Consider the following 21880-nt stretch of genomic DNA (forward strand, 5'->3'; position numbering starts at 1 on the left):
GACCTCACTATCATCCCACCCCTAAAGGGGGTACTATCGCACCGTAGTGGGCTTTCCTATTCGGAAAATCTGTAATAGAACGACGATACTAAGCGTGATCCATGCTAACAGTTGCTTCCCTTTTTCTTTCCACATGACATTCACCTCACGTTAGCTTAATAGTTTTAAGCCAACAGCGCCGCATAGAATGCAGCTTAAGAAAGCAAGACGACGCCAATCCGCTGATTCGCGGAAAATAAGGATGCCTAGAAGTGCACTTCCGGCAGTTCCGATTCCAGTCCAAATCGCGTAAGCAGTTCCCATCGGTAATGTGTTCATCGCTAGGGATAAGAAGAAGAAGCTTACGCCGAAGTTAGCGATTAAAATAACTTTTGGTGCCCAGCCTTTCTTTTCAGTGGCTACTTTCATAAAGAGTACACCAATAATTTCACAAATACCAGCTAGAATTAAAAATACCCAAGCCATTTTATGCGGCCTCCTTCGCTTCTTTTTCTTCTGTTACTCGTTTTAAACCAATTACGCCGAAGAAGATTAAACCAATTAATAATACTTTTACGATAGAGAATGGCTCTCCGAAAACGAAAATTTCTGTAAGAACGATTCCACCAGCTCCAATTCCAGTGAAGACTGCGTATACAGTACCAACAGGTAAATCTTTATAAGCTCTAAATAATAAGACGAAACTAATTGTAATTAATAACGCGACACCAGCCCATTCAAGTGGAGCCTCCGCGTGTTTTAATCCAATTACCCAAAAGATTTCAATAATACCAGCTAAGATTACATAAATCCATGCCATATGTCATTTCTCCTTCCTACCAGTCGTTAGGTAAAGGGCTTAAAAACGACGCATTGCAAAGGAGCAATCCGTCAGTTTGAAAGTCCACGCCAAAATACTTTCCAAGAAGCGTCTAAACGTGTCTCAAAACGATTTAAACCTGCGTATAGTAGTTCAACCATAAGACCGTCAAGTAAGCATAGAAAAGCCTCTAAGGCGTCTTTTACTTCAATGTTATGCAACTCATCTTGTTCGCTTGCTCTTTTAAATACAGGGAATAAAAGTTTTCCGACGTTTTCAATGTGTACATTTGCTTTATTAATAATTTGTTCGCGAAATGCATCAGGCGGAAAATAAGAAGTGCGTAACCAAAACATTGATTCTTCACTTTCACCAAATCGTTTTGCATAGCCCTTTAGTAGCTGTAAGAGCAATTCTTCAGTAGACGAATTGGAAAACTTTTCGATATCGCCTGTGAAGCTCTGTAAGTCTTTTTGAAGAGCGGATTCTAAGCATATAAAATATAGCTCTTCTTTTCCTTTAAAGTGTGCGTAAATTGATGGTTTTTTAATCCCGACTTCTTGAGCAATATTTGCTAATGAAGTTCCTTCGTAGCCGTAGCGTGCGAAATGAGAAAGTGCTACAGCTTTAATGCGGTTTGCTGTCATTTTCATCCCCTACCTACCGTTCGTTAGGTTCATTATATGCAAGTAAAAATATAAAGTCAATAGGTGAAGAGCTGAAAAAGAGCGCTATAGGTAACGCTCTTATTAGACAGTATCTCGTTCAATTAAATGGAATGAAAGCTCTTTTGCGTTCCCGATAATTTGCTCGCTTTGGATTTGTTTATGGAATAAAGAAAACGCATGTGAGCCCATTTCGAGACCGGGATGTTCAATTGTTGAAATTTCTAACGCCTTTGAAATTTCATGATTATCAAATCCGAGGATAGCAAGGTCTTCGGGTATTCGAAGACCTTGCTTGCGAGCCTCTGTTAATAAACCAGCTGCAACTTGATCGTTCGCTGTAAAAATAGCAGTTGGACGATTTTTCATGTTTAAAATACGATGGAGTATTTGTGCACCGTCTTGCATTGTATAGCATTGATGAAAAATCCATTCGGGATGTAACGTTTTGCCTTCGTTACGAAGTGTATCAGCAAACGCTTTTTCACGTTCCATGGAATTTACACTTGTTTTTCTTGCTAAACAAATCCCGATTTTTTCATGGCCTTTATTGAGTAAATAGGCGGTGCCGAGACGGAAGCCTTCATAATGATCTACGTAGACAGATGAAATGAGGGGGTGCTTCATTTTTTCGCATGAAATAATAGGAGCAAATTTTGCGAAAGGTTCAATTTGTTCCCATGAACTCGTTCGAGAGCAAATAATCATCCCGTCGAATTGTTTCATTTTCATCATTTCAAGAACACGAATTTCTTCGATACTATCGTAATTCGTTTGACATAAATTAATGTGATATCCAGCTGCTAACGCTTCGTTGCCGATACCTTCAATAATGGTACTGAAGTATGGAAGGTTAATGAAAGGGAGCATAACACCGATTGTATATGTTTTTCCCTTTATTAAATGAATAGCATTTATATTTTTCGCATAGTTCAATTCTTCAACAGCATCTAGAACACGCTTACGTTTTTCTTCTTTTACGTAAGGGTGATTATTTAGGACGCGGGAAACAGTTGATATGGATACACCAGCGGTTTTTGCAATTTGTTTTATATTGGCCATATGTATCACCTCTTTCCTTATTATAAAGGGAAAATAATAAGAATGAAAAAATCTTGACCTGAAAAGCTTTTCACAAACTATGTTATAAATATGACTTCTGTTATTCGCGTAACCTTTTTATTCGGGCGTGAGAATGATAGGGGTCTTTTTTGCGTTTATAAAAGAAGTTTTGTCAAAATGTGTGAGAATAACGTGGAAAGTTTTCAAATGAAAAACTAGCTGAATCATTCAGCTAGTTTTTGTATGTTATTATTTCTTTTTAATTTTTCCAGTCCACGTTTTGAATCCACCTTGTAATTGGTAGAAATCTTTGTAGCCTTGTTTCTTTAAGTATTGAGCCGCACGACCAGTACGGAATCCGCTTTGGCAGTATAAGTAAATTGGTTGATCTTTACGAAGTTCTTTATGACGAAGGCGAATTTGTGATAACGGAATGTTACGTGCGCCTAAAATATGCCCTGCAGTATATTCGTCTGCTTCGCGAATATCGATAAGCTGTGCTTTACGGTAGCCAGCGCGAAACTCTTCTTCTGAAAGTGTTGTAATTAATTTCTTCTGATAGAAATACATCCATACAGTGTAACCGATGAACGCTACGATTACGGCTAATAAAATAATCCAAGTTGTTGACACGATTCTATCGCTCCCTTTTTTCTTATCCTACTTTCAATATTATAATGCCCATATGTATTTATGCAACAGATTCATTTGTATATAAGAAGAAATTTCGTATTCTTTCACAAATTTTGTCGAATTTGGTAGACTAGAGAATGTGAAAAATAATTGGTTATATGAGGTGCAGGATGGGAAAAGAAAAATGGTGTTATATTAACTCTGGTCAATGTTCACCGGCATTTAATATGGCGTTAGATGAATGTTTATTAAATTGGCAAAGTGAAAAGAAAATGCCACCAACTATTCGCTTTTATGAATGGGAAGTACCAACATTAACAGTCGGATATTTCCAGCGTGTTGAAAAAGATATTAATATGGATGTAGTTAACGAAAAGAAATATGGATTCGTTCGTCGTCAAACAGGCGGCAGGGGTGTACTACATGATAAAGAATTAACGTACAGTGTTATTGTGTCTGAAGATCATCCAAATATGCCAAAAACAGTTACAGAAGCGTATCGTGTTATTTCGCAAGGTTTATTAGATGGTTTTAAAGCATTAGGGTTAGAAGCGTATTATGCAGTTCCAAAAACAGAAGCAGATCGTGAAAATTTGAAAAATCCACGCTCAGGCGTATGTTTTGATGCACCGTCTTGGTATGAAATTGTAGTAGAAGGAAGAAAAATCGCAGGTAGTGCGCAAACACGTCAAAAAGGTGTTATTTTACAGCACGGGTCGATTCCATTAGAAATAGATTTAGATGAGTTATATGATCTGTTTTTATTCCCGAATGAACGTGTGAAAGAACGCATGAAGAGTATGTTCTCATCTAAGGCGGTAGCAATTAATGAATTAACAGACCGTACGTTTACAATCGAGCAGTTAATTAAAGCGTTTGAGGTTGGGTTTGAAAAAGGATTAGATGTAGAGCTTGTTCCGTATGAATTAACAGAAGAACAATTACATGAAGTGCAAACGTTAGCAAAAGAAAAGTATGAAAGTAAAGAATGGAATTATAAAAAATAAGAGGTGGCAATTGCCGCCTCTTATTTTTTTATAGTAAATTAAGTACTTTTTCTACTTTGATTCCTTTATCTTGTAAAGAACGAAGGCGATTGACAACGTCCATAATTTCTTTGTCAAATGTAACGCTAATACCTTGGCTTTGTAGTTCTTCTTTTAAGCCTTCAATAGAATCATCTATGTCGATGCCAAGCTCGTAATCTTGACAAACTTCAATTGTCTTTTTCACGAGTTTCACATAATTTTCTTGTAGTTTTGAATTTGTTTCAGTCAAAGCAGGTTGCTTCGGTTTTGCAGGCGCGACCGGTGCTGTCTCTTGCTTTGTAACCGGAGTTGGTACTTCTCGTTTCACAGGTGCTGGAGTAGATAATTCTACAGCTGCTTCTACACTTACTGGCTTCGGTGTCGGTGCCGGAGTAGGCTTAGGTGTTGGTGCTGTAGCAGGTGTTTCCACACGTGTAACAGTCTTTGGAGCAGGTGTAACTGCTTTTGGAGCTTCTACAATTACTTCTTTTTTCGGAGTAGCTTCTACAACTGTTTCTTCTTGTTCAGCAGCCTCTTTATTTTCTTTACTCCACATAACGCGTTCTATTTCTAGAGAAACATTATTTTTGTTCATCGCTGTTAATGTAACTTTACCAACTTCAGCGTTTCCAGTGAAATCAACAATTTTATAAATAACACTCTTGTTCCAATCCACGTTTCCGCTCAAAAATAATTCTTCGTTACATTTCGGCGTTAAGCCCTCGATTTTAATTTCTGCGTTTACACCGTTTTCACTATATACCATAATTAGCGAAGCACTTACATCTTCGTCTGCTAACATTAGTTCACGTACCATTTTGCCGGTGCGTACTTGCGTTTTCTTCTTAACTGACATCTAATTTCTCCTCTCAAAAATTCAGTAATAATAAAAAATCGTATAACGAAAAATAATTGCTCACGAAGATTTATGATACCGATAATAAAAGCATCACGTCAACAATTAACTTTAATTATTTTGCATTTTTCTTATTTTCTTTATGAAATTTTTCAATTTGTAAAATTATACAGAAGAAAAACAGCCTTTTGAAGGGCTGTTAAAACGTGGAAAACTTTAATGCGTGTTAATTTTTCATCGTTTCCCATACTAACGAGAGGAGGGAAGCATATGAAACCATTTATGCCAAAACTCGTTTACTTTGAACCGAAGGCACTGGAATATCCACTTGGAAAAGAGCTGTATGAGAAGTTTACGAAGATGGGACTAGAGATTCGTGAAACGACATCCCATAATCAAATTAGAAATTTGCCGGGTGAAAATGATTTGCAAAAGTATCGTAATGCAAAGGCAACGCTTGTCGTTGGGGTGAGGAAGACATTAAAGTTTGATACGTCAAAGCCGTCAGCTGAATATGCAATTCCGCTCGCAACAGGATGTATGGGACATTGTCATTATTGTTACTTGCAAACGACACTTGGGAGTAAGCCTTACGTTCGCGTGTATGTGAATCTTGATGAAATATTTGAGAAGGCACAGCAATATATGGATGAAAGAGCACCTGAAATAACAAGGTTTGAAGCTGCTTGTACATCAGATATCGTTGGGATCGATCATTTAACACATGCATTAAAGCGCGCGATCGAATTCATTGGAGAAAGTGAGCATGGGCGTTTACGTTTCGTTACGAAATATTCGCACGTTGATCATTTGTTAGATGCAAAACATAACGGGAAAACTCGTTTCAGGTTTAGTATTAATTCACGGTATGTAATTAAAAATTTTGAGCCAGGGACGTCACCGTTTGAAGAACGAATTGAAGCGGCTCGTAAAGTAGCAGGCGCGGGTTATCCGCTTGGTTTTATAGTTGCGCCGCTTTATATGCATGAAGGATGGGAAGAAGGATATCGTGAACTATTTGAGCGACTGTATAATGCATTAAAAGATTTGTCGATACCGAATTTAACATTTGAATTAATTCAACATCGCTTTACAAAACCTGCAAAAAAGGTCATACAAGAGCGTTATCCGAATACAAAGCTTGAAATGGATGAAGAGAAGCGAAAATATAAATGGGGACGGTACGGCATTGGGAAATACGTATATAAAAAAGATGACGCAGCAGTATTAGAAGAAACAATAAGAGGTTATATACATGAGTTTTTTCCTGATGCAGAAATACAATACTTCACTTAAGAGGAGTCTGTATGCAAATACAGATTCTTTTTGTTTTATATATTTAGGCTTGTTTTCAACTTGTCACGTTATTCTTTCTGGTGTATCATTTTATTGATTGCTTCGTACGGAATGAGCAAAATGAAATTGGATGGAGGAAACCGATGCCTACCCCTAGTATGGAAGATTATATTGAACAAATTTATTTGTTGATTGATGAAAAGGGTTATGCCCGCGTATCTGATATTGCTGAAGCGCTTAGTGTACATCCATCCTCTGTAACAAAAATGGTGCAAAAATTAGACAAAGATGAATATCTAATTTATGAAAAATATAGAGGGCTTGTATTAACATCAAAAGGTAAAAAAATCGGAGAACGTCTCGTATATCGTCATGAATTGTTAGAGCAATTTATGCGTATTATCGGTGTGGATGAAAGTAAGATTTACAATGATGTAGAAGGAATTGAACATCATTTAAGCTGGGAAGCAATTGATCGCATTGGTGATTTAGTGCAATACTTTGAACAAGATGAGGTTCGAGTGGAAACACTTCGTGGCGTTCAAAAAGCAAATGAAGAGAAAAGTAATTAAGGGGAACGTAAGTCGTTTCCTTTTTTATTTCAATCGAAAAGGATGGGAGAATTATGAAAGCAATTATTTTTGATTTTGATGGATTAATTGTGGACACAGAAACAATATGGTTTCACTCTTTTAGAGACGCCGTTCGTGAGTACGGTGGGGAGTTACCTTTAGAAGAATTTGCAAAGTGTATTGGAACGACAGATGATGTACTGTATGCATATTTAAATGAGCAATTAAAAGAGAAGTTTAACAAGCATGCATTAAAAGAAAAAGTGAAAATTTTACATAAAGAAAAAATGAAAACACCAGAAGCTCGTGACGGGGTAAAAGAATACTTACAAGAAGCGAAAGAAATGGGATTAAAAATCGCGTTAGCATCTAGTTCATCTAGAGAATGGGTGATTCCTTTTTTAGAAGAGCTACAAATTCGAGATTATTTTGAAGTTATTAAAACGAGAGAAGATGTTGAAAAGGTAAAACCAGATCCAGCACTTTATCAAATTGCGATAGAAGATTTAGGGATTGATCCGTCTGAGGCTGTTGTATTTGAAGACTCGTTAAACGGATTGAAAGCAGCGATTGCAGCAGGGTTAACGTGCGTCGTTGTACCTAATGATGTGACACGTAATTTACCATTTGCAAATCATCATCTTCGAATTGAAAGTATGAAAGATAAAAGCTTGAAAGAAGTACTGCAAAATATAAAGAAAGACCGTATTTCCTAAAAGGAAGCACGGTCTTTCTTTTTGTTTTTTTTACCTTCAATGACAGTTAAATGAGATTGTTTTCTTTTTCGCTTTAAAGAAGAAAGATTCCCTTTTTTCCCTTTGTCATTAGAAGCGTTTGATTTAAAGAAAGAATTGCTTAGGGGTGCTACGTTTTGTTTCCCGTGTTTGCGGCTCGATTGTTTTGCAGCACGCTTATATGAGCTTTGCGAATTTGCTGAACCGCTAGAGTTTGTAAACATTTTGTAGAGTAAATAAAAGATACCAACGACAGCCAACATGATACCAATATTTCTTAACACTCCCATTGGATCTGTAATGACAGATGAAACAAGGCCGAATATTGCTAATCCGATAATAAGCACAAATATAGCGAAAGTAAACGAACGACCGTTCATAAGGAACACCTCCTAAAAACATATATTAAAATTAGTATATTAACGATGAGGAAAGGAGTTGAACACCATTTTTAAATAATTATTGTTTGTTTTCTAAACGTAATAATTCTTCAAACGATGCAATGGCTACTTCCACTTGATCATCTGTTGGTTCTTTCGTTGTTAATAGTTGTAGCCATAATCCGGGATATCCAAGTATGCGTAATACTGGAATATCGCGTAATCGATTCGTAAATTGTAACACTTCAAAAGAAATACCGAGAACGACTGGAATTAATAAAATTCGGTTTACCACTCTGGCCCAAAGTGGATCTGTAGGGACAAGGAAATAAACAAACATTCCAATAATGACTGTAAATATAATGAAGCTACTGCCACAACGATAATGAAGGCGAGTTTGTTTTTGAACATTTTCTACAGTCAATGAAAGATTATTCTCATAGGCATTAATGACTTTATGCTCCGCACCATGGTACTGAAATACCCGCTTAATGAGTGGCGTTAAAGAAATAAAGTATATATAGCTCAATAATAGCATGAGCTTAATGACACTTTCGACAATGATTTGCCCTGTATGAGATGGGAAAATCGGTCTCGTTAATTCAGCTAGTAATGCAGGAACTGCTGTGAAAATGACTTTACCGAATATGAAAGATAAAACGCCAACTGCTGCAACTCCTAATACCATCGTTAACTTCGATTGTTCTTCTTTTTTATTTGCAATTTGTTCATCTTCTTCTGGGTGAACATCAAATCGTTCTGAAGCAAAGTTTAAATGTTTTGCCCCGTTCGCGCTTGCATCCACAATAGCGGCAATCCCTCGTAAAAATGGAATTTTTTTCAGGATAGATAATGCTTTATTACGAACGCGTGGTAATCGATAAAATTCAATCGATTTATCTTTACGACGAACCGCTGTAACAGTATATTCTCTACCGCCAAACATAACTCCTTCTATGACTGCTTGCCCGCCATATATTTGTTTTGACTCTTCTGCCATGTTAACACCAACCTGTATTTGTTTCTCTCTTATGTAGAAAAAGAGGCAATTGTCATACTGGGTTCTGTCGTTTTGAAATAAGACAATCACCGAGTTTCCTTTATTTTATCGACAAATACAAGTAGATGACAAGGAAAAATGTTACGAGAGTCGGACATTTCTTATTCTTTTTATAGACAAATTTCGCAGTATTTAAACATGGTTCAAAATAGTTTCGGGCATACTATTGAGCGGAGGTGTCGATGTGAGTCAAGAACAATTAGGAACAAGGAATTTTGTACAAATTGGTTTATTTGGTGGACTGTTTTGGGGAGGGATATGGTATTTCTTCCATATATTTTCATTTACAGAAGCGGGACCGAACTATTTATTATTACCATTTGCCTTTGGAAGTTGGAAAGAAGGGGTATGGGGAAATGTGTCAGGAATTGTTTGTATGGGACTACTTTCGATTTTAATTGCCTTTTTGTATAAAGCGTTTTTGGCAAAGTTTGAAGGAGTTCTTCCAGGGATGATTTATGGTCTATTTTGGTGGGCGTTACTATTTTTCGGAGTGGGGTTAATAGCGCCTGCTATTAAAAGTGCACTCCATTTACCGAAAGAAACAATTGTGACGACGATATGCATTTTTATATTGTATGGTGTGTTTATAGCGTACTCTGTTTCCTATGCAGTAAATACAAATAAAGCTGGGCGAGAAGGAGAAGAGAAGACAAACTATTCAAATAAGTAACTCCTATGTTAAAATGTTATATAGATATTTAATATTAAGGAGTTTTAAACATATGAAAAAGGTACTCCTCGTAAACGGTCCTAACCTAAATCGCCTCGGTGTCAGGGAGGTAAATGTATATGGAAAGGGCACGCTAGCGACACTTGAAGCAGATATGAAGCAAGAAGCAGAAACAATGGGAGTGGAGTTAGAATGTTTCCAATCGAATCATGAAGGTGCGATTATCGATCGTATTCATGAGGCGGAAGATATATATGAAGGGATCATTTTAAATCCTGGAGCATTTACGCATTATAGCTATGCGATTCGAGATGCAATTGCAAGCATTTCGATTCCTGTTATTGAAGTACATATTTCTAACATTCATCAGCGTGAGTCGTTCCGTCACGAATCTGTGACGGCAGCTGTTTGTGCGGGACAAATTGTTGGATTTGGTTTTTATGGCTATAAGTTAGCGTTATTTGCATTAATGGAGAAATTGAGGGAGGCATAAAGTAATGGAGAAAATCGAAAGATTAAGAAGTGCATTTGATGAGGCTGGTATTGACGGTATTTTGTTAACAAATGAACATAGTCGTAGATATATGGCTAACTTCACAGGAACAGCTGGTGTTGTACTCATTTCGAAAAATCGCGCTCAATTTATTACAGATTTCCGTTACGTAGAGCAGGCTACTAAACAAGCGGTTGGATACGAAATTGTACAGCATGCAGGATTAATTATTGATGAAGTTGCAAAGCAAGTGAAAGAATTAGGAATTCAAAAGCTTGGCTTTGAGCAAGATACTCTTACATATAGTTCTTATTCAGCTCATAAAGAAGCGATTGATGCTGAATTTGTCCCAACTTCTGGGCTTGTAGAAAAGTTACGCTTGATAAAGACTGATTCAGAGATTAAGATATTAAAGGAAGCTGCACAGATTGCAGATGCTGCCTTTGAACATATTCTATCATTCATTCGCCCGGGAGTATCTGAAATTGAAGTGTCAAATGAACTTGAATTTTTCATGAGAAAACAAGGAGCAACATCTTCTTCGTTTGATATTATCGTTGCTTCAGGTCTTCGTTCGGCATTACCGCACGGCGTGGCATCTGAAAAAGTGATAGAAACAGGAGATTTCGTTACATTAGACTTCGGCGCTTATTACAAAGGATATTGCTCTGATATTACTCGTACGATTGCAGTTGGTGAACCATCTGATAAATTGAAAGAAATTTATAATATCGTTTTAGAAGCACAATTACGTGGTGTGAACGGTATTAAAGCTGGTTTAACTGGCCGTGAAGCGGATGCGTTAACGCGTGATTACATAACGGAAAAAGGATACGGTGAATACTTCGGACATTCTACTGGTCATGGAATCGGTCTTGAAATCCATGAAGCACCAGGTTTAGCATTCCGTTCTGATACAGTGCTTGAACCAGGTATGGCTGTAACAGTAGAGCCAGGTATTTATATTCCAGGTATTGGCGGCGTACGTATTGAAGATGATATCATTGTGACAAGTGAAGGTAATGAAGTAATTACGAAATCACCAAAAGAACTTATTATTTTGTAATACACAGGAGGATTTTTTTACATGATTTCAGTAAACGATTTTCGTACAGGTTTAACAATTGCAGTGGATAATGGCCTTTGGCAAGTACTTGATTTCCAACACGTAAAGCCAGGTAAAGGTGCTGCATTCGTTCGTTCTAAACTACGTAACCTTCGCACAGGTTCTGTTCAAGAGAAAACATTCCGTGCTGGTGAGAAAGTGGAAAAAGCACACATCGAAAACCGTCGTATGCAATACTTATACGCAAGCGGTGAGTCTCACGTATTTATGGATAACGGAACTTATGAGCAAATCGAACTTGGTGAAAAACAAATCGAGCGCGAGCTTAAATTCCTAAAAGAAAACATGGAAGTATCTATTATGACTTACCAAGGCGAAGTACTTGGTGTTGAACTTCCAAACACAGTTGAATTACAAGTTACAGAAACAGAGCCAGGTATTAAAGGTGATACTGCTTCTAACGTAACAAAACCAGCTACATTAGAAACTGGCCTTGTTGTACAAGTACCAATCTTCATTAACGAAGGCGAAACACTTATCATCAACACTGGTGAAGGTAAATACGTTTCTCGTGCATAGTAGAAAAGCACTCGTGATTATCACGAGTGCTTTTTTTATAGAAAATAGGGCAAATAATAAATAGTAGTTATTATAAAACTGAAAGCTGTAAGACTAGCAGCACCTGTTGTGTAAGGACCCCATGTCATTTGAAAAGGTTTTACCGTACCTGTTTTATATATAGTGTGATCAATGTTGTTATTTTGATTTATATTTAAAGCAATGAGCCAAATTGCCCCGAATATTGCTAAACTACCAAGAAAAAAGGCCTCCATGAATGACCAGCCGACCAATGATGAAAAAAGATAAATAAGAGCTACTTCTACTACGACTGTTAAACTAATTTTTAATCTCTTCATATTTTTCCTCCTCACCCTGTAATTCCAACCAGTTTAAAAAATTTTTACGTGACACGACATGTAGAGAGCAAGGTGACTTTACTTCTTTCTCTAGCGTAGCGTGTTCATCTGGAAACTTGTTTTCCACATGCAATGAAATATAAGGGAGTTTTTCTTGTGCTTTTAACGAGCGAATATTATTCGTTTTAGCACCAGCAAATACGTAGGAAAGTTGTAAGTCTAAAAAAGCAATCTTAAAAATTTCTTTTTTAGCAGCCTCATTATATCCTTTTCCCCAGTACGGATAGCCGAGCCAACTACCAATGTGAGATTGTTTCTTCTCGTAATTAATATGTTTAAGTGTGGTGAGACCAATTATTTCATTCTCTTCATTTACAATCACTCTCGATAAAGACTTCTTTTGGCGTTCTTCTTCTATGGCGAAAAGAAGGAATGCTTTCGTGTCTTCGATTGTTTCTACTTTTATTCCTAATGCGTTTTTTACATGTGGATCACTTGATAGCTTGAAAATCACATTTGCATACCGGAAATCGAGTGGTAATAAAGTAACTCGTTGCATCATTTTCCCTCCTTTTCAATAAATATACCATAAAATACCATAATTATTAAGAATGTTCAAATTATTATAGGCGGTAGATAAAAATTATGTTTTTAATTCTGAAATAGACAACCTCTGCATATGGTTGTACAAATATATTCTTTTTTGGAGTGCAGCACTAGTAACCGTTATGGGAGAGGGTGGGAGAATGAAACAGTGGCTAGCGGCAATGGAAACATCCGTGCTTGTTATGGGAGCGCTTCGATTATTTTCAGGTAGTGCGGAAATATTTGCTGCTTTGCTTATGCTCTATGTGAATGATGCAAAGAAAGCATTGTTTATAAATAGTATGTTGGCGTTTGTTGGACCGACCGTATTAATTTTAACAATGACAATAGGTATAGCGAGTGTGGCAAGCGAGATTTCTTTCTTGAAACTCTTTTTTTTAACGCTTGGAATTGGCTGCATTTTTATCGCGTTGTTGAAATAAGTAAGTCGAGTATAGTGGGGCGAAGCTGATGAAAGAAGTATTAGAAGTTTTACCGAAAACGATGAAGCAGTTAGTGGAAAGTTGTAAGCAGTACGATGCTCTAGAGGAAATCCGTGTTCGAATTGGAAGACCGCTAGAGTGTATTGCTCATGGTGAAGTGTTTTTTTATGACTATGTCGTTACAGCAGATGATGCTATTTACTTATTGAATAAGTTAAGTCACTTCTCAATTTATACGATGGAAGAAGAATTAAAGCGTGGGTATGTGACACTTCGAGGTGGGCATAGAATAGGCCTAGCAGGAAAAGTCATTACAGAAAAAAGCACAGTGAAAATGATTCGAGATGTCTCTTCTTTTAATATTCGTATTGCTCGTCAAAAAATAGGAATTGCTGAACCGCTTTTACCGTATTTGTATGAATCACGATGGTTAAACACGATGGTAATTGGCCCGCCACAAACGGGGAAAACAACACTTTTAAGAGATGTAGCGCGTTGCATGAGTCAAGGTGTAAGTACTTCGGAAATTCCTTCTTGTAAAGTCGGGATTGTTGATGAACGGTCAGAAATTGCTGGCTGTGTGAAAGGCATCCCGCAATATGACTTTGGCACACGAGTAGATGTGTTAGATGCATGTCCAAAAGCTGAAGGAATGATGATGATGATCCGTTCTATGAGCCCAGATATATTAATTGTGGATGAAATTGGGCGTAAAGAAGATAGTGAAGCAATTATGGAGGCTGTACATGCAGGGGTTCAGCTTTTTATAAGTGCACATGGATTTTCCTATGATGATGTTGTGAAACGCCCATCATTAAAGGCAGTGCTAGAGCTCGGCATTTTTGATAGGTTTGTGGAATTGTCAAAAGCAAGAGGGCCAGGAACAGTTATGCAAGTGAAAGATAAATATGGAAAACCGGTATTACCTCATAGAAAGGCTGAGGGCGTATGGTGAAAATATTTGGTGCAGTGTTAATCGTTGCGGTCAGCACCTTTTTCGGGTTTTCATACGCCAAAAGATACAGTGAGAGACCGAGGCAACTTAGATTATTAAAAGCGGCACTGCAATCATTAGAGGCAGAAATTATGTATGGGCATACACCGTTGTCTGAAGCCGCTGAGCGATTAGTGAAACAAATGCCGAAGCCGTTAAATTGGATATTTCAAAGTTTCGCTAGCAGGCTAGAAAGTGGAGAACAAACAGTTAGAGAAGCTTGGATAGATAGTTTGAAAGAAAATTGGAAGCTAACAGCATTTCAACAAACGGAGTATGAGATTTTGCAGCAATTTGGTGAAACGCTCGGACAACATGATCGTGAATCACAACAAAAACATATTCGCTTATGTATTACACATTTAGAGAGAGAAGAAGAAGAAGCGAAAGCATTACAACTGCAATATGAAAAGATGATTAAGAGCTTAGGAGTACTAGCGGGGCTACTTATCGTAATTTTACTGCTATAGGGGGGAGAAAGGCGATGTCCATTGATGTTGGATTAATATTTCAAATCGCCGGAATCGGCATTGTTTTAGCTTTCATTCATACTGTACTAAAAGAATTAAAGCGTGAGGATATTGCAAATTGGGTTATCCTCGTCGGTTTTGTCGTTATTTTATTTCATGTCGCATTTTTAATTAATACACTATTCGACAAGATTAAAAGTGTCTTTCTCTTCCAGTAAAGGGGGCGGTTCGAATCGAAATTATACAAATTGTCGGATTAGGCCTCGTTGCTACGTTTTTAGCAGCTGTATTGAATCAGCATAAATCTAGCATTACGTCATTATTTATTGTGTTCGTAGGTAGCGTAATGTTCCTTCTTTTAATTGATCAAATTCACGCTATTTTACAAATGATTGAGAGAGTAGCGAGTGAAGCGAAAGTTAGCAACGTATATGTAGAAACGTTGCTAAAAATTATTGGGATTGCTTATATCGCTGAGTTTGGAGCGCAAATTACAAAGGATGCAGGGCAGGGGGCAATCGCTTCGAAAATTGAATTAGCTGGAAAGATTTTAATTCTCGTTATGGCGATCCCTATTTTGACGGTTGTAATTGAAACTATTCTCGGATTTTTACCGACGGGATAAGGGGGAGTGAATGTTGAGGGGGTTTGGAGCTAAGCTGCTATTTGCTTGCTTCCTTTTCTTTTCTTTACCGGTTGTTGTACAAGCTTCTCCTGTAGAGACAAACGTCGTTGATCAACAATTGGATAAGCTCGGAATTGAAGATGTGAAGCAATTTTGGGACGGGCTTGTTACAAAATATGGAGGTTACTTACCAGAGAGTCAAAAAGGTAGCTTTATGGAGTTTGTAAAGGGAGAAAAAGAAATTTCTATAAAAGAGTGGATGCTAGGTTTATTAAAGTACTTATTTCACGAGCTTGTTGCAAATGGGAAACTACTTGGAACGCTCATTATGCTCACAATTTTTAGTGCATTATTGCAATCACTGCAATCGGCATTTTCAAAGAGTAGCGTAAGTAAAATTGCCGATGCGGTTGTATATATGGTACTGATTATTTTCGCTTTAAATAGCTTTTATGTCGTTATGACATATGCAAGAGAAACGATACAAACAATGGTAGATTTCATATTAGCGTTATTGCCTATCTTGCTTGCACTCATAGCGACAGGCGGTGGTGTTGTATCCGTATCGTTTTTTCATCCGATTATCATCTTCTTAATGAATACGAGTGGGCTTTTGATGAATTATATCGTTCTACCACTTTTATTACTTGCAACGATATTAAGTATTGTAAGTACGATGAGTGATCAATATAAAGTTACGAAATTGTCCAAGCTTCTGCAAAACGTTAGCGTCGGGATTATCGGTATCTTTTTAACGATTTTTTTAGGCGTATTATCTGTACAAGGAACAGCGACAGCTGTTGCTGATGGAATTGCTGTAAAAACAGCTAAATTTGTAACAGGAAACTTTATTCCCGTAGTAGGAAGAATGTTTACAGAGGCGGCGGATACAGTTATTAGTGCGTCGGGATTATTAAAAAACACAGTCGGAATTATCGGACTCGTCATTCTATGTTTAATTGTCGCTTTTCCAGCGATTCAAATTTTTTGCATAGCATTTATTTATAAGTTCGCAGCAGCAGTATTGCAACCAGTTGGCGGCGGAGCAATTATTCAATGTTTAGATATCATTGGACGGAGCATTATTTATGTATTTGCTTGCTTAGCTATCGTATCGTTTATGTTCTTTTTAAGTATCACAATTATTATTGCTGCGGGGAATATTACACTTATGATGCGGTAGGAGGTGAAGAGTATGCAATTTGTTACAGAGTGGATTCGAAATATTATCGTTTTTTTGCTCTTAGCGACAATGCTTCATCTTATTCTTCCAAATTCTAATTTGCAAAAGTACGTTAAATTCGTTGTAAGTCTATTATTAGTTGTTTTAATTTTAACGCCTCTATTTAAACTATTGCAAACAGATGTAAATGAAGTAATCGCAAATTTTAATGAAGAGAAGTACGTAGCAGAAGGATCCGTAAAAAATTCAATAGATTCGAAGAAAAAAGAAATACAAGCTCTAACACGTGCATATAGTTTAGAAGAGATGGCTACCAAAATGAAAAAAGAAGTAGGAAAAGAGTTTGAGAAACAGTATGGTATGTCAGTCTCTGAAATACAAATAGTCGCAGCGGAAAGCACAGCGGAAGTAAAGTCAGCGAAAGATATTCAATCTGTTGTTGTGACGTTGAAAGAAAAAGAGCGTAGTAAAAATGATGCAATCGAAACTGTAAAACCAGTTGAAATTAACACGAAAGAACCACCGAAAAAAGTAGAGGAAACGAATGGAGAAATGAAAGACTTCTTTTCAAGCAGGTGGCAACTAGAGAATAAACAAATCCAAGTTCAAATGGAAGGGAGGACAGGTAGAGTAAATGGACAATAAAGATAAAAATTCGAAGTTCTCATTTTTTCGAAACTTATTGAATGGAGATGAAAAAGAAAGTAATGAGAAGGGAAAAAAGGTAACACCTAAGTTCTTACTTGTCCTACTCATACTTGGAATGTTGCTTATGTTTTCTAGTAGTTTTTTTTCAAGTAAAAAAGAAGAAGTACCTGTATTTAAAGAACAAAAAACTCAAAACCAAGAAAAAGACGTACCAACTTTTGGACAAAAAAATAATGATAATATGTCAAATGTAGAAAAATATGAAAAAGCGTATGAGCAAGAATTAAAAGCAGCCTTAGAAGAAATAGCAGGAGTAAAAGATGTAACGATTAATGTGAATTTGGACTCATCAGAGGAAAAAATATTAGAAAAAAATACAGTGAAACGTTCACAAACAACAGGTGAAACAGATAAAACAGGTGGCAAGAGGGAAGTAGAAGATGAGTCTCTTGATGAAAAGACAGTCATTATACGTGAAGGGGATAAAGAAACTCCCGTTGTTTTACGAACAGAGAAACCGAAAGTGCGAGGTGTTCTTGTTGTAGCAAAGGGAGTGGATAATATACAAGTTAAAGCGATGGTAAAAGAAGCTGTCATACGGCTGCTAGATGTACCAGCCCATCGCGTTTCAGTATCACCGAAAAATTGATAGGGAGGAAATAAAGTGTTAAAAAAACAAACGGTTTGGCTATTAACGATGTTGAGTTTAGTTGTTGTACTATCTGTGTATTACGTAACAACTCCAGAAAAAATGAATACAGCATCGCCGACAACAGGTGAAAAGATTGGACAAGAAAAACAAGGTACTGATAAAGCAGTAACAAATGAAGCACCTAAAGAAACGCCAAAAAAAGAGAATACAAGCAAGGAAACATCAAATAAAGAAACAAACAAAGAAACAGATAAAAAAGAGAGTGCTACAAAAGAAACAAGTAAAAAAGAAGCTAACGTAACAGTTCAATCAAGTGATGAGAATTTTACAGCGTTACGTATGCAAATGGAAGATCAGCGAAGTGAACAAAAAGCAAAATTACAAGAAGTGATGAGTTCAACAAAAGCTTCAGCAACAGAAAAAAATAAAGCGAAAGAAAATTTTGATGCCATTACGACAATGGAAACGAAGCAAGAATTACTTGAGACAGTAATTAAATCTCAAGGTGGATATAAGGATGCCCTTGTAAGAGCTGATGGAACTGACATTAAAGTGACTGTAAAAGCAGCAAAACATTCACAAAAAGAAGCGAATAAAATTATACAACTTGTAAGAAGTGAAGGCGGATCAAAAGATGTAGGTGTAAAATTTGATCCACCAACAAAATAAAACGAATAATCCGCGGGGAAATCCTCCGCGGATTATTCGTTTTTAAGACTCGGATTGTTTGAAAATAGTTAGATAAAGTGAAACTTTAATCATTGGGGTAAAAATAATAATAGAAAAAAACTATCATTTTCGATAGCTTTTTTCTGTTTCGTCTTTGTAATTGTTTTTACTATGTTCAACTCGGAACGGAGAAATACGCTGTGAGTAAAAGATTAGTGGTTCATGGTAGCGGTGATTACTTTTTCCAGATTTGACGTGGATGAAGAGAACGAATGCCCAGACCATTACGGCAGGTAAGAAGAGAATGAGCCATATCATATGTCCACACCTCGATACAATATATTTTCTACACTTTGAACATACTATTCTTATATGAAGGAATGATGAACGACGTGTAAACAAAAAAATAATATTTGGTAAAAATACGTTATTGACTATAGATGTGGCGAAGAGTAGAGAGGGAGTAGGGGGTTACTGTGTACAGTTTTGAATAAGTAGTGGATGTTTTTTAGGAAGTGGTCTTGCCAATTTCATATGAAACTTGGTATTATTACTAGGTATTAAATTTTTATTGGGATAACATTTTTACAGGAATTTCGATTTATTATAAAGAAATATAAATTGGAATGTTTAAAAAATTTATCGTAAGATGGAAATAGTAACTATTTCTATTAGTAAATGAAATGCAGGATCTAATAGAGTGCATCGTATTTTTACAGTCAATCTAGTTTTTAGTGACGAGAAATCTGTAAAAACGGGACAAACAAGAGTATGGGAGTGGATTTTACATGTTTAAAATTCAAGAAGTTCGTGAATTAATTAAATTAATTGATAGCTCTAATATTGATGAATTTGAATACAAAAAAGATGGTACGACAATCAAAATGAAAAAGCGTGGTAATGAAGTTGTTGCGGTGCAAGCACCTGTAGCAAAACAAGCCGTGCAACCAGTAGCACCTGTTGAAGTTGAAACAACAGTAGCGGCAGCGCAAGTGGAAGTGCCAAAACAAGAAGAGAAAAAAGCTGTTCAGAATGAAAACCTACATAAAATTACATCACCAATGGTAGGTACATTCTATTCTTCTTCTTCTCCTGATACGCCTCCATATGTAAGTGTAGGGGATAGAGTATCGAAAGATTCTATCGTATGTATTGTCGAGGCTATGAAGTTATTTAACGAAATCGATGCAGATGTAGATGGAGAAATTGTTGAGATTCTTGTTAATAACGGACAGCTTGTTGAGTATGGACAACCGCTATTTCTTGTAAAAGCGTAATAAGGGAGTCTTTGTGATGATAAAAAAAGTATTAATAGCCAATCGTGGGGAAATTGCTGTACGAATTATTCGTGCTTGTAAAGAAATGGATATTGAAACAGTCGCAATTTATTCAGAAGCAGATAAAGAGTCACTTCACGTACAAATTGCTGATGAGGCGTATTGTGTAGGACCAACGATTTCGAAAGAAAGCTATTTAAATTTGACGAACATTATTAGTGTTGCGAAGTTAACAGGCTGCGATGCAATTCATCCGGGATACGGATTTTTAGCAGAGAATGCAGATTTTGCAGAATTATGCCGTGAGTGTAACTTAATTTTTATCGGTCCAAGTCCAGAAGCTATTTCAAAGATGGGCACAAAAGACGTTGCTCGTGATACAATGAAAGAAGCAGGGGTTCCGATTGTACCAGGTTCACAAGGAATTATTAAAAATACCGAAGAAGCGATCGAACTTGCGAATCAAATTGGATATCCTGTTATTATTAAAGCGACTGCAGGTGGCGGCGGAAAAGGTATTCGTGTTGCGCGCCATGAAGAAGAGCTTGTAAAAGGAATTCAAATTACACAGCAAGAAGCTAGTACCGCTTTTGGGAACCCTGGTGTATACTTAGAAAAGTACGTTGAAGATTTCCGCCATGTTGAGATTCAAATAATGGCAGATACACACGGAAATGCCATTCATTTAGGAGAGCGTGATTGTACAATTCAGCGCCGCTTGCAAAAACTACTAGAAGAAAGTCCATCACCAGCACTTGATGAAAATGTGCGTAAGCAGATGGGTGAGGCGGCAGTTAAAGCGGCGGTAGCGGTTGATTATACAGGTGCTGGTACGGTTGAGTTTATTTATGAATATAAAACGAAAAGCTTTTATTTCATGGAGATGAATACGAGAATCCAAGTTGAGCATCCAGTTACTGAAATGGTAACAGGGGTAGACTTAATTAAAGAACAAATTCTTGTTGCTTCTGGAGAAAAGTTATCGTTACAGCAAGAAGAAGTACAATTTAATGGTTGGGCAATTGAATGCCGAATTAATGCGGAAAACCCTGCCAAAAAATTTATGCCATCTCCAGGTAAAGTAGAAATGTACTTACCACCAGGCGGATTTGGTATTCGCGTCGATTCAGCTGTATATCCGGGATATTCAATCCCACCTTTCTATGATTCGATGGTTGCTAAATTAATTGTTCACGGAAAAACACGTGAAGAGGCAATTGCAAAAATGAAGCGTGCACTCAGTGAGTTTGTCGTTGAAGGCGTACATACAACAATCCCGTTCCATTTGCAATTGTTAGATCATCCTGATTTTGTAAAAGGTGAGTTTAATACGAAATTTTTGGAAGAGCATGAACTTGTGACGCAGTGATACATTAAAGGAGGTTTTTTTCATGGCTGAACATATGTTAGATATGGGTCAAGATACAACTCTTGGTAAAGTAGAAATTGCACCAGAAGTAATTGAAGTAATCGCAGGTATTGCAGCTGCTGAGGTAGAAGGCGTAGCGGCAATGCGTGGTAATTTTGCTACAGATGTTGTTGAGAAGTTAGGTAAGAAAAATCATGGTAAAGGTGTAAAGGTTGAATTAGCAAACGAAGATATTATCGTTGACCTTTATGTTGTGATGTATTTTGGTGTAGCAATTCCAGTTGTTGCACAAAAGATTCAAGACAACATCCGCCAAGCACTCTTTACAATGACAGGGCTTGAGCCAAAAGAAGTGAATGTTCACATCGTTGGCGTAACATTCGAAACACAAAAAACAGAAATCGAACCAGTGTAAGAATGAAAAAGGTGCCTAGTAACATAGGCATCTTTTTTATCGTTTCGTTTCTTCACAAATTACAACCCTCTAATTATTATACTATTTCAAAAAATGAGAAATAAAAAAGAAAATGTTTCGTTTTACCAAAAAACGTACATTGTGATAAGATATGGAACTTGAAGTTAATCTTTTTATTATTTTTCAGCCTTGTAACCCGTGTGTGAAACGATAAATTGTGTTATTATCATTGTATTATAAGGTTGGAAAATCAATGAAAACTGTAAGAGTAAGTGAATTGACGGCTTATAAATTATAATAATATAACAAAGCATAA

At 36.8% G+C, this 21880-nt stretch carries 31 protein-coding genes and 1 pseudogene; 20 read left to right on the plus strand and 12 right to left on the minus strand.

Going from position 1 to position 21880, the window contains the following annotated elements:
• Positions 1-66: 66 nt before the first annotated feature.
• From PDQ68_RS25870 to PDQ68_RS25895, 6 genes and pseudogenes are all read right to left on the minus strand, one after another.
• Positions 67-135, minus strand: a pseudogene (locus PDQ68_RS25870) (DUF3975 family protein); the annotation flags it as partial.
• 15 nt (positions 136-150) lie between these two features.
• Complete coding sequence (locus PDQ68_RS25875; protein ID WP_000312623.1) at positions 151-465, minus strand: DMT family transporter; 315 nt, start codon at positions 463-465, stop codon at positions 151-153.
• 1 nt (position 466) lies between these two features.
• The gene (locus tag PDQ68_RS25880; protein ID WP_000312349.1) at positions 467-799 is read right to left on the minus strand and encodes a DMT family transporter; all 333 of its coding nucleotides are present in this window, start codon (positions 797-799) and stop codon (positions 467-469) included.
• Between the two features lie 71 nt (positions 800-870).
• Complete coding sequence (locus tag PDQ68_RS25885; RefSeq protein WP_003267456.1) at positions 871-1452, minus strand: TetR/AcrR family transcriptional regulator; 582 nt, start codon at positions 1450-1452, stop codon at positions 871-873.
• A gap of 96 nt (positions 1453-1548) precedes the next feature.
• Positions 1549-2526 carry a LacI family DNA-binding transcriptional regulator gene (locus PDQ68_RS25890; protein ID WP_001273961.1) on the minus strand — a complete coding sequence of 326 codons (978 nt, stop codon included), beginning with the start codon at positions 2524-2526 and terminating at the stop codon, positions 1549-1551.
• Between the two features lie 249 nt (positions 2527-2775).
• Positions 2776-3159, minus strand: a complete 384-nt coding sequence (locus PDQ68_RS25895) for a rhodanese-like domain-containing protein (RefSeq protein WP_270787067.1) — start codon at positions 3157-3159, stop codon at positions 2776-2778.
• A gap of 170 nt (positions 3160-3329) precedes the next feature.
• Here PDQ68_RS25895 and PDQ68_RS25900 point away from each other — a divergent pair, with 170 nt between their 5' ends.
• Complete coding sequence (locus PDQ68_RS25900) at positions 3330-4166, plus strand: lipoate--protein ligase family protein (RefSeq protein ID WP_000514079.1); 837 nt, start codon at positions 3330-3332, stop codon at positions 4164-4166.
• A gap of 28 nt (positions 4167-4194) precedes the next feature.
• On the opposite strand, the gene PDQ68_RS25905 is transcribed toward PDQ68_RS25900, so the two are convergent.
• Positions 4195-5043, minus strand: coding sequence for a hypothetical protein (locus tag PDQ68_RS25905; RefSeq protein WP_000111937.1), 849 nt, complete (start codon positions 5041-5043; stop codon positions 4195-4197).
• Between the two features lie 270 nt (positions 5044-5313).
• Between PDQ68_RS25905 and splB the strand changes: the two genes are divergently transcribed.
• The 3 genes from splB (at position 5314) to PDQ68_RS25920 (ending at position 7627) form a co-directional block, all read left to right on the plus strand.
• The gene (gene splB, locus PDQ68_RS25910; protein ID WP_000802119.1) at positions 5314-6339 is read left to right on the plus strand and encodes a spore photoproduct lyase; all 1026 of its coding nucleotides are present in this window, start codon (positions 5314-5316) and stop codon (positions 6337-6339) included.
• Between the two features lie 143 nt (positions 6340-6482).
• Positions 6483-6911 (plus strand): transcriptional regulator MntR, encoded by a 429-nt coding sequence (gene mntR / locus PDQ68_RS25915; protein ID WP_001143076.1) that lies wholly within the window; start codon positions 6483-6485, stop codon positions 6909-6911.
• Positions 6912-6964: 53 nt separating this feature from the next.
• Positions 6965-7627 (plus strand): HAD family hydrolase, encoded by a 663-nt coding sequence (locus PDQ68_RS25920; protein ID WP_000643921.1) that lies wholly within the window; start codon positions 6965-6967, stop codon positions 7625-7627.
• Here PDQ68_RS25920 and PDQ68_RS25925 read toward each other — a convergent pair.
• A complete protein-coding gene (locus PDQ68_RS25925) occupies positions 7624-8025 on the minus strand; it encodes an SA1362 family protein (RefSeq protein ID WP_001014446.1) in 402 nt (133 codons plus the stop codon). The two genes, PDQ68_RS25920 and PDQ68_RS25925, sit on opposite strands and share 4 nt — an antisense overlap.
• 79 nt (positions 8026-8104) lie before the next feature.
• Positions 8105-9025 carry a DUF1385 domain-containing protein gene (locus tag PDQ68_RS25930; protein ID WP_000807112.1) on the minus strand — a complete coding sequence of 307 codons (921 nt, stop codon included), beginning with the start codon at positions 9023-9025 and terminating at the stop codon, positions 8105-8107.
• A 244-nt stretch (positions 9026-9269) separates the two neighbouring features.
• On the opposite strand from PDQ68_RS25930, the gene PDQ68_RS25935 reads away from it, so the two are divergent.
• The 4 genes from PDQ68_RS25935 to efp are packed head-to-tail and all read left to right on the plus strand — an operon-like array spanning position 9270 to position 11896.
• On the plus strand, positions 9270-9758 hold the full coding sequence (locus PDQ68_RS25935; RefSeq protein WP_061184057.1) for a YqhR family membrane protein: 489 nt from the start codon (positions 9270-9272) through the stop codon (positions 9756-9758).
• A gap of 52 nt (positions 9759-9810) precedes the next feature.
• A complete protein-coding gene (gene aroQ / locus PDQ68_RS25940; RefSeq protein ID WP_000757087.1) occupies positions 9811-10251 on the plus strand; it encodes a type II 3-dehydroquinate dehydratase in 441 nt (146 codons plus the stop codon).
• 4 nt (positions 10252-10255) lie between these two features.
• Entirely contained in the window at positions 10256-11317 is a 1062-nt protein-coding gene (gene pepQ, locus PDQ68_RS25945) for a Xaa-Pro dipeptidase (RefSeq protein WP_000411052.1), read from the plus strand.
• A 21-nt stretch (positions 11318-11338) separates the two neighbouring features.
• Positions 11339-11896 carry an elongation factor P gene (efp, locus tag PDQ68_RS25950; protein ID WP_000626512.1) on the plus strand — a complete coding sequence of 186 codons (558 nt, stop codon included), beginning with the start codon at positions 11339-11341 and terminating at the stop codon, positions 11894-11896.
• A gap of 35 nt (positions 11897-11931) precedes the next feature.
• On the opposite strand, the gene PDQ68_RS25955 is transcribed toward efp, so the two are convergent.
• Positions 11932-12234, minus strand: a complete 303-nt coding sequence (locus PDQ68_RS25955) for a hypothetical protein (RefSeq protein WP_016718464.1) — start codon at positions 12232-12234, stop codon at positions 11932-11934.
• Positions 12215-12793, minus strand: coding sequence for a GNAT family N-acetyltransferase (locus PDQ68_RS25960; RefSeq protein WP_016718463.1), 579 nt, complete (start codon positions 12791-12793; stop codon positions 12215-12217). Before PDQ68_RS25960 ends, PDQ68_RS25955 begins: the two co-directional genes overlap by 20 nt.
• A 187-nt stretch (positions 12794-12980) precedes the next feature.
• Here PDQ68_RS25960 and PDQ68_RS25965 point away from each other — a divergent pair, with 187 nt between their 5' ends.
• Genes PDQ68_RS25965 through PDQ68_RS26005 form a run of 9 tightly spaced genes read left to right on the plus strand, consistent with a single transcriptional unit; the run spans position 12981 to position 18503 of the window.
• Positions 12981-13262: a YqhV family protein gene (locus tag PDQ68_RS25965; protein WP_000816052.1), complete on the plus strand. Its 282-nt coding sequence runs from the start codon at positions 12981-12983 to the stop codon at positions 13260-13262.
• A gap of 28 nt (positions 13263-13290) precedes the next feature.
• Positions 13291-14217 (plus strand): stage III sporulation protein AA, encoded by a 927-nt coding sequence (gene spoIIIAA / locus PDQ68_RS25970; protein ID WP_016718462.1) that lies wholly within the window; start codon positions 13291-13293, stop codon positions 14215-14217.
• Entirely contained in the window at positions 14211-14726 is a 516-nt protein-coding gene (spoIIIAB, locus tag PDQ68_RS25975; protein ID WP_000238697.1) for a stage III sporulation protein SpoIIIAB, read from the plus strand. The genes spoIIIAA and spoIIIAB overlap by 7 nt, the downstream gene beginning before the upstream one ends.
• A gap of 14 nt (positions 14727-14740) precedes the next feature.
• Positions 14741-14944, plus strand: coding sequence for a stage III sporulation protein AC (gene spoIIIAC / locus PDQ68_RS25980; protein WP_000020914.1), 204 nt, complete (start codon positions 14741-14743; stop codon positions 14942-14944).
• Positions 14945-14967: 23 nt separating this feature from the next.
• Complete coding sequence (spoIIIAD, locus tag PDQ68_RS25985) at positions 14968-15351, plus strand: stage III sporulation protein AD (protein ID WP_077317075.1); 384 nt, start codon at positions 14968-14970, stop codon at positions 15349-15351.
• Between the two features lie 10 nt (positions 15352-15361).
• A complete protein-coding gene (gene spoIIIAE / locus PDQ68_RS25990; RefSeq protein ID WP_000943695.1) occupies positions 15362-16534 on the plus strand; it encodes a stage III sporulation protein AE in 1173 nt (390 codons plus the stop codon).
• 12 nt (positions 16535-16546) lie between these two features.
• Entirely contained in the window at positions 16547-17179 is a 633-nt protein-coding gene (gene spoIIIAF / locus PDQ68_RS25995) for a stage III sporulation protein AF (protein WP_001161050.1), read from the plus strand.
• Complete coding sequence (gene spoIIIAG / locus PDQ68_RS26000; RefSeq protein WP_000368876.1) at positions 17169-17831, plus strand: stage III sporulation protein AG; 663 nt, start codon at positions 17169-17171, stop codon at positions 17829-17831. The genes spoIIIAF and spoIIIAG overlap by 11 nt, the downstream gene beginning before the upstream one ends.
• A gap of 15 nt (positions 17832-17846) precedes the next feature.
• Positions 17847-18503 carry a SpoIIIAH-like family protein gene (locus PDQ68_RS26005; RefSeq protein WP_000914730.1) on the plus strand — a complete coding sequence of 219 codons (657 nt, stop codon included), beginning with the start codon at positions 17847-17849 and terminating at the stop codon, positions 18501-18503.
• Positions 18504-18626: 123 nt separating this feature from the next.
• Here the strand turns inward: PDQ68_RS26005 and PDQ68_RS26010 are convergent, their stop codons facing one another.
• Positions 18627-18821, minus strand: coding sequence for a hypothetical protein (locus PDQ68_RS26010; RefSeq protein WP_033678013.1), 195 nt, complete (start codon positions 18819-18821; stop codon positions 18627-18629).
• Between the two features lie 470 nt (positions 18822-19291).
• Between PDQ68_RS26010 and accB the strand changes: the two genes are divergently transcribed.
• From accB to PDQ68_RS26025, 3 genes are read left to right on the plus strand one after another with little or no spacing between them, the layout of a single operon-like run.
• A complete protein-coding gene (accB, locus tag PDQ68_RS26015; RefSeq protein ID WP_000472870.1) occupies positions 19292-19780 on the plus strand; it encodes an acetyl-CoA carboxylase biotin carboxyl carrier protein in 489 nt (162 codons plus the stop codon).
• A gap of 16 nt (positions 19781-19796) precedes the next feature.
• Positions 19797-21149, plus strand: a complete 1353-nt coding sequence (gene accC, locus PDQ68_RS26020) for an acetyl-CoA carboxylase biotin carboxylase subunit (RefSeq protein ID WP_000592876.1) — start codon at positions 19797-19799, stop codon at positions 21147-21149.
• A 22-nt stretch (positions 21150-21171) separates the two neighbouring features.
• Positions 21172-21564 carry an Asp23/Gls24 family envelope stress response protein gene (locus tag PDQ68_RS26025; RefSeq protein ID WP_000807630.1) on the plus strand — a complete coding sequence of 131 codons (393 nt, stop codon included), beginning with the start codon at positions 21172-21174 and terminating at the stop codon, positions 21562-21564.
• The last annotated feature ends 316 nt before the right edge of the window (positions 21565-21880 follow it).

This window comes from Bacillus cereus group sp. Bc010 (assembly GCF_027716745.1).
GTDB classification, from domain to species: domain Bacteria; phylum Bacillota; class Bacilli; order Bacillales; family Bacillaceae_G; genus Bacillus_A; species Bacillus_A pacificus.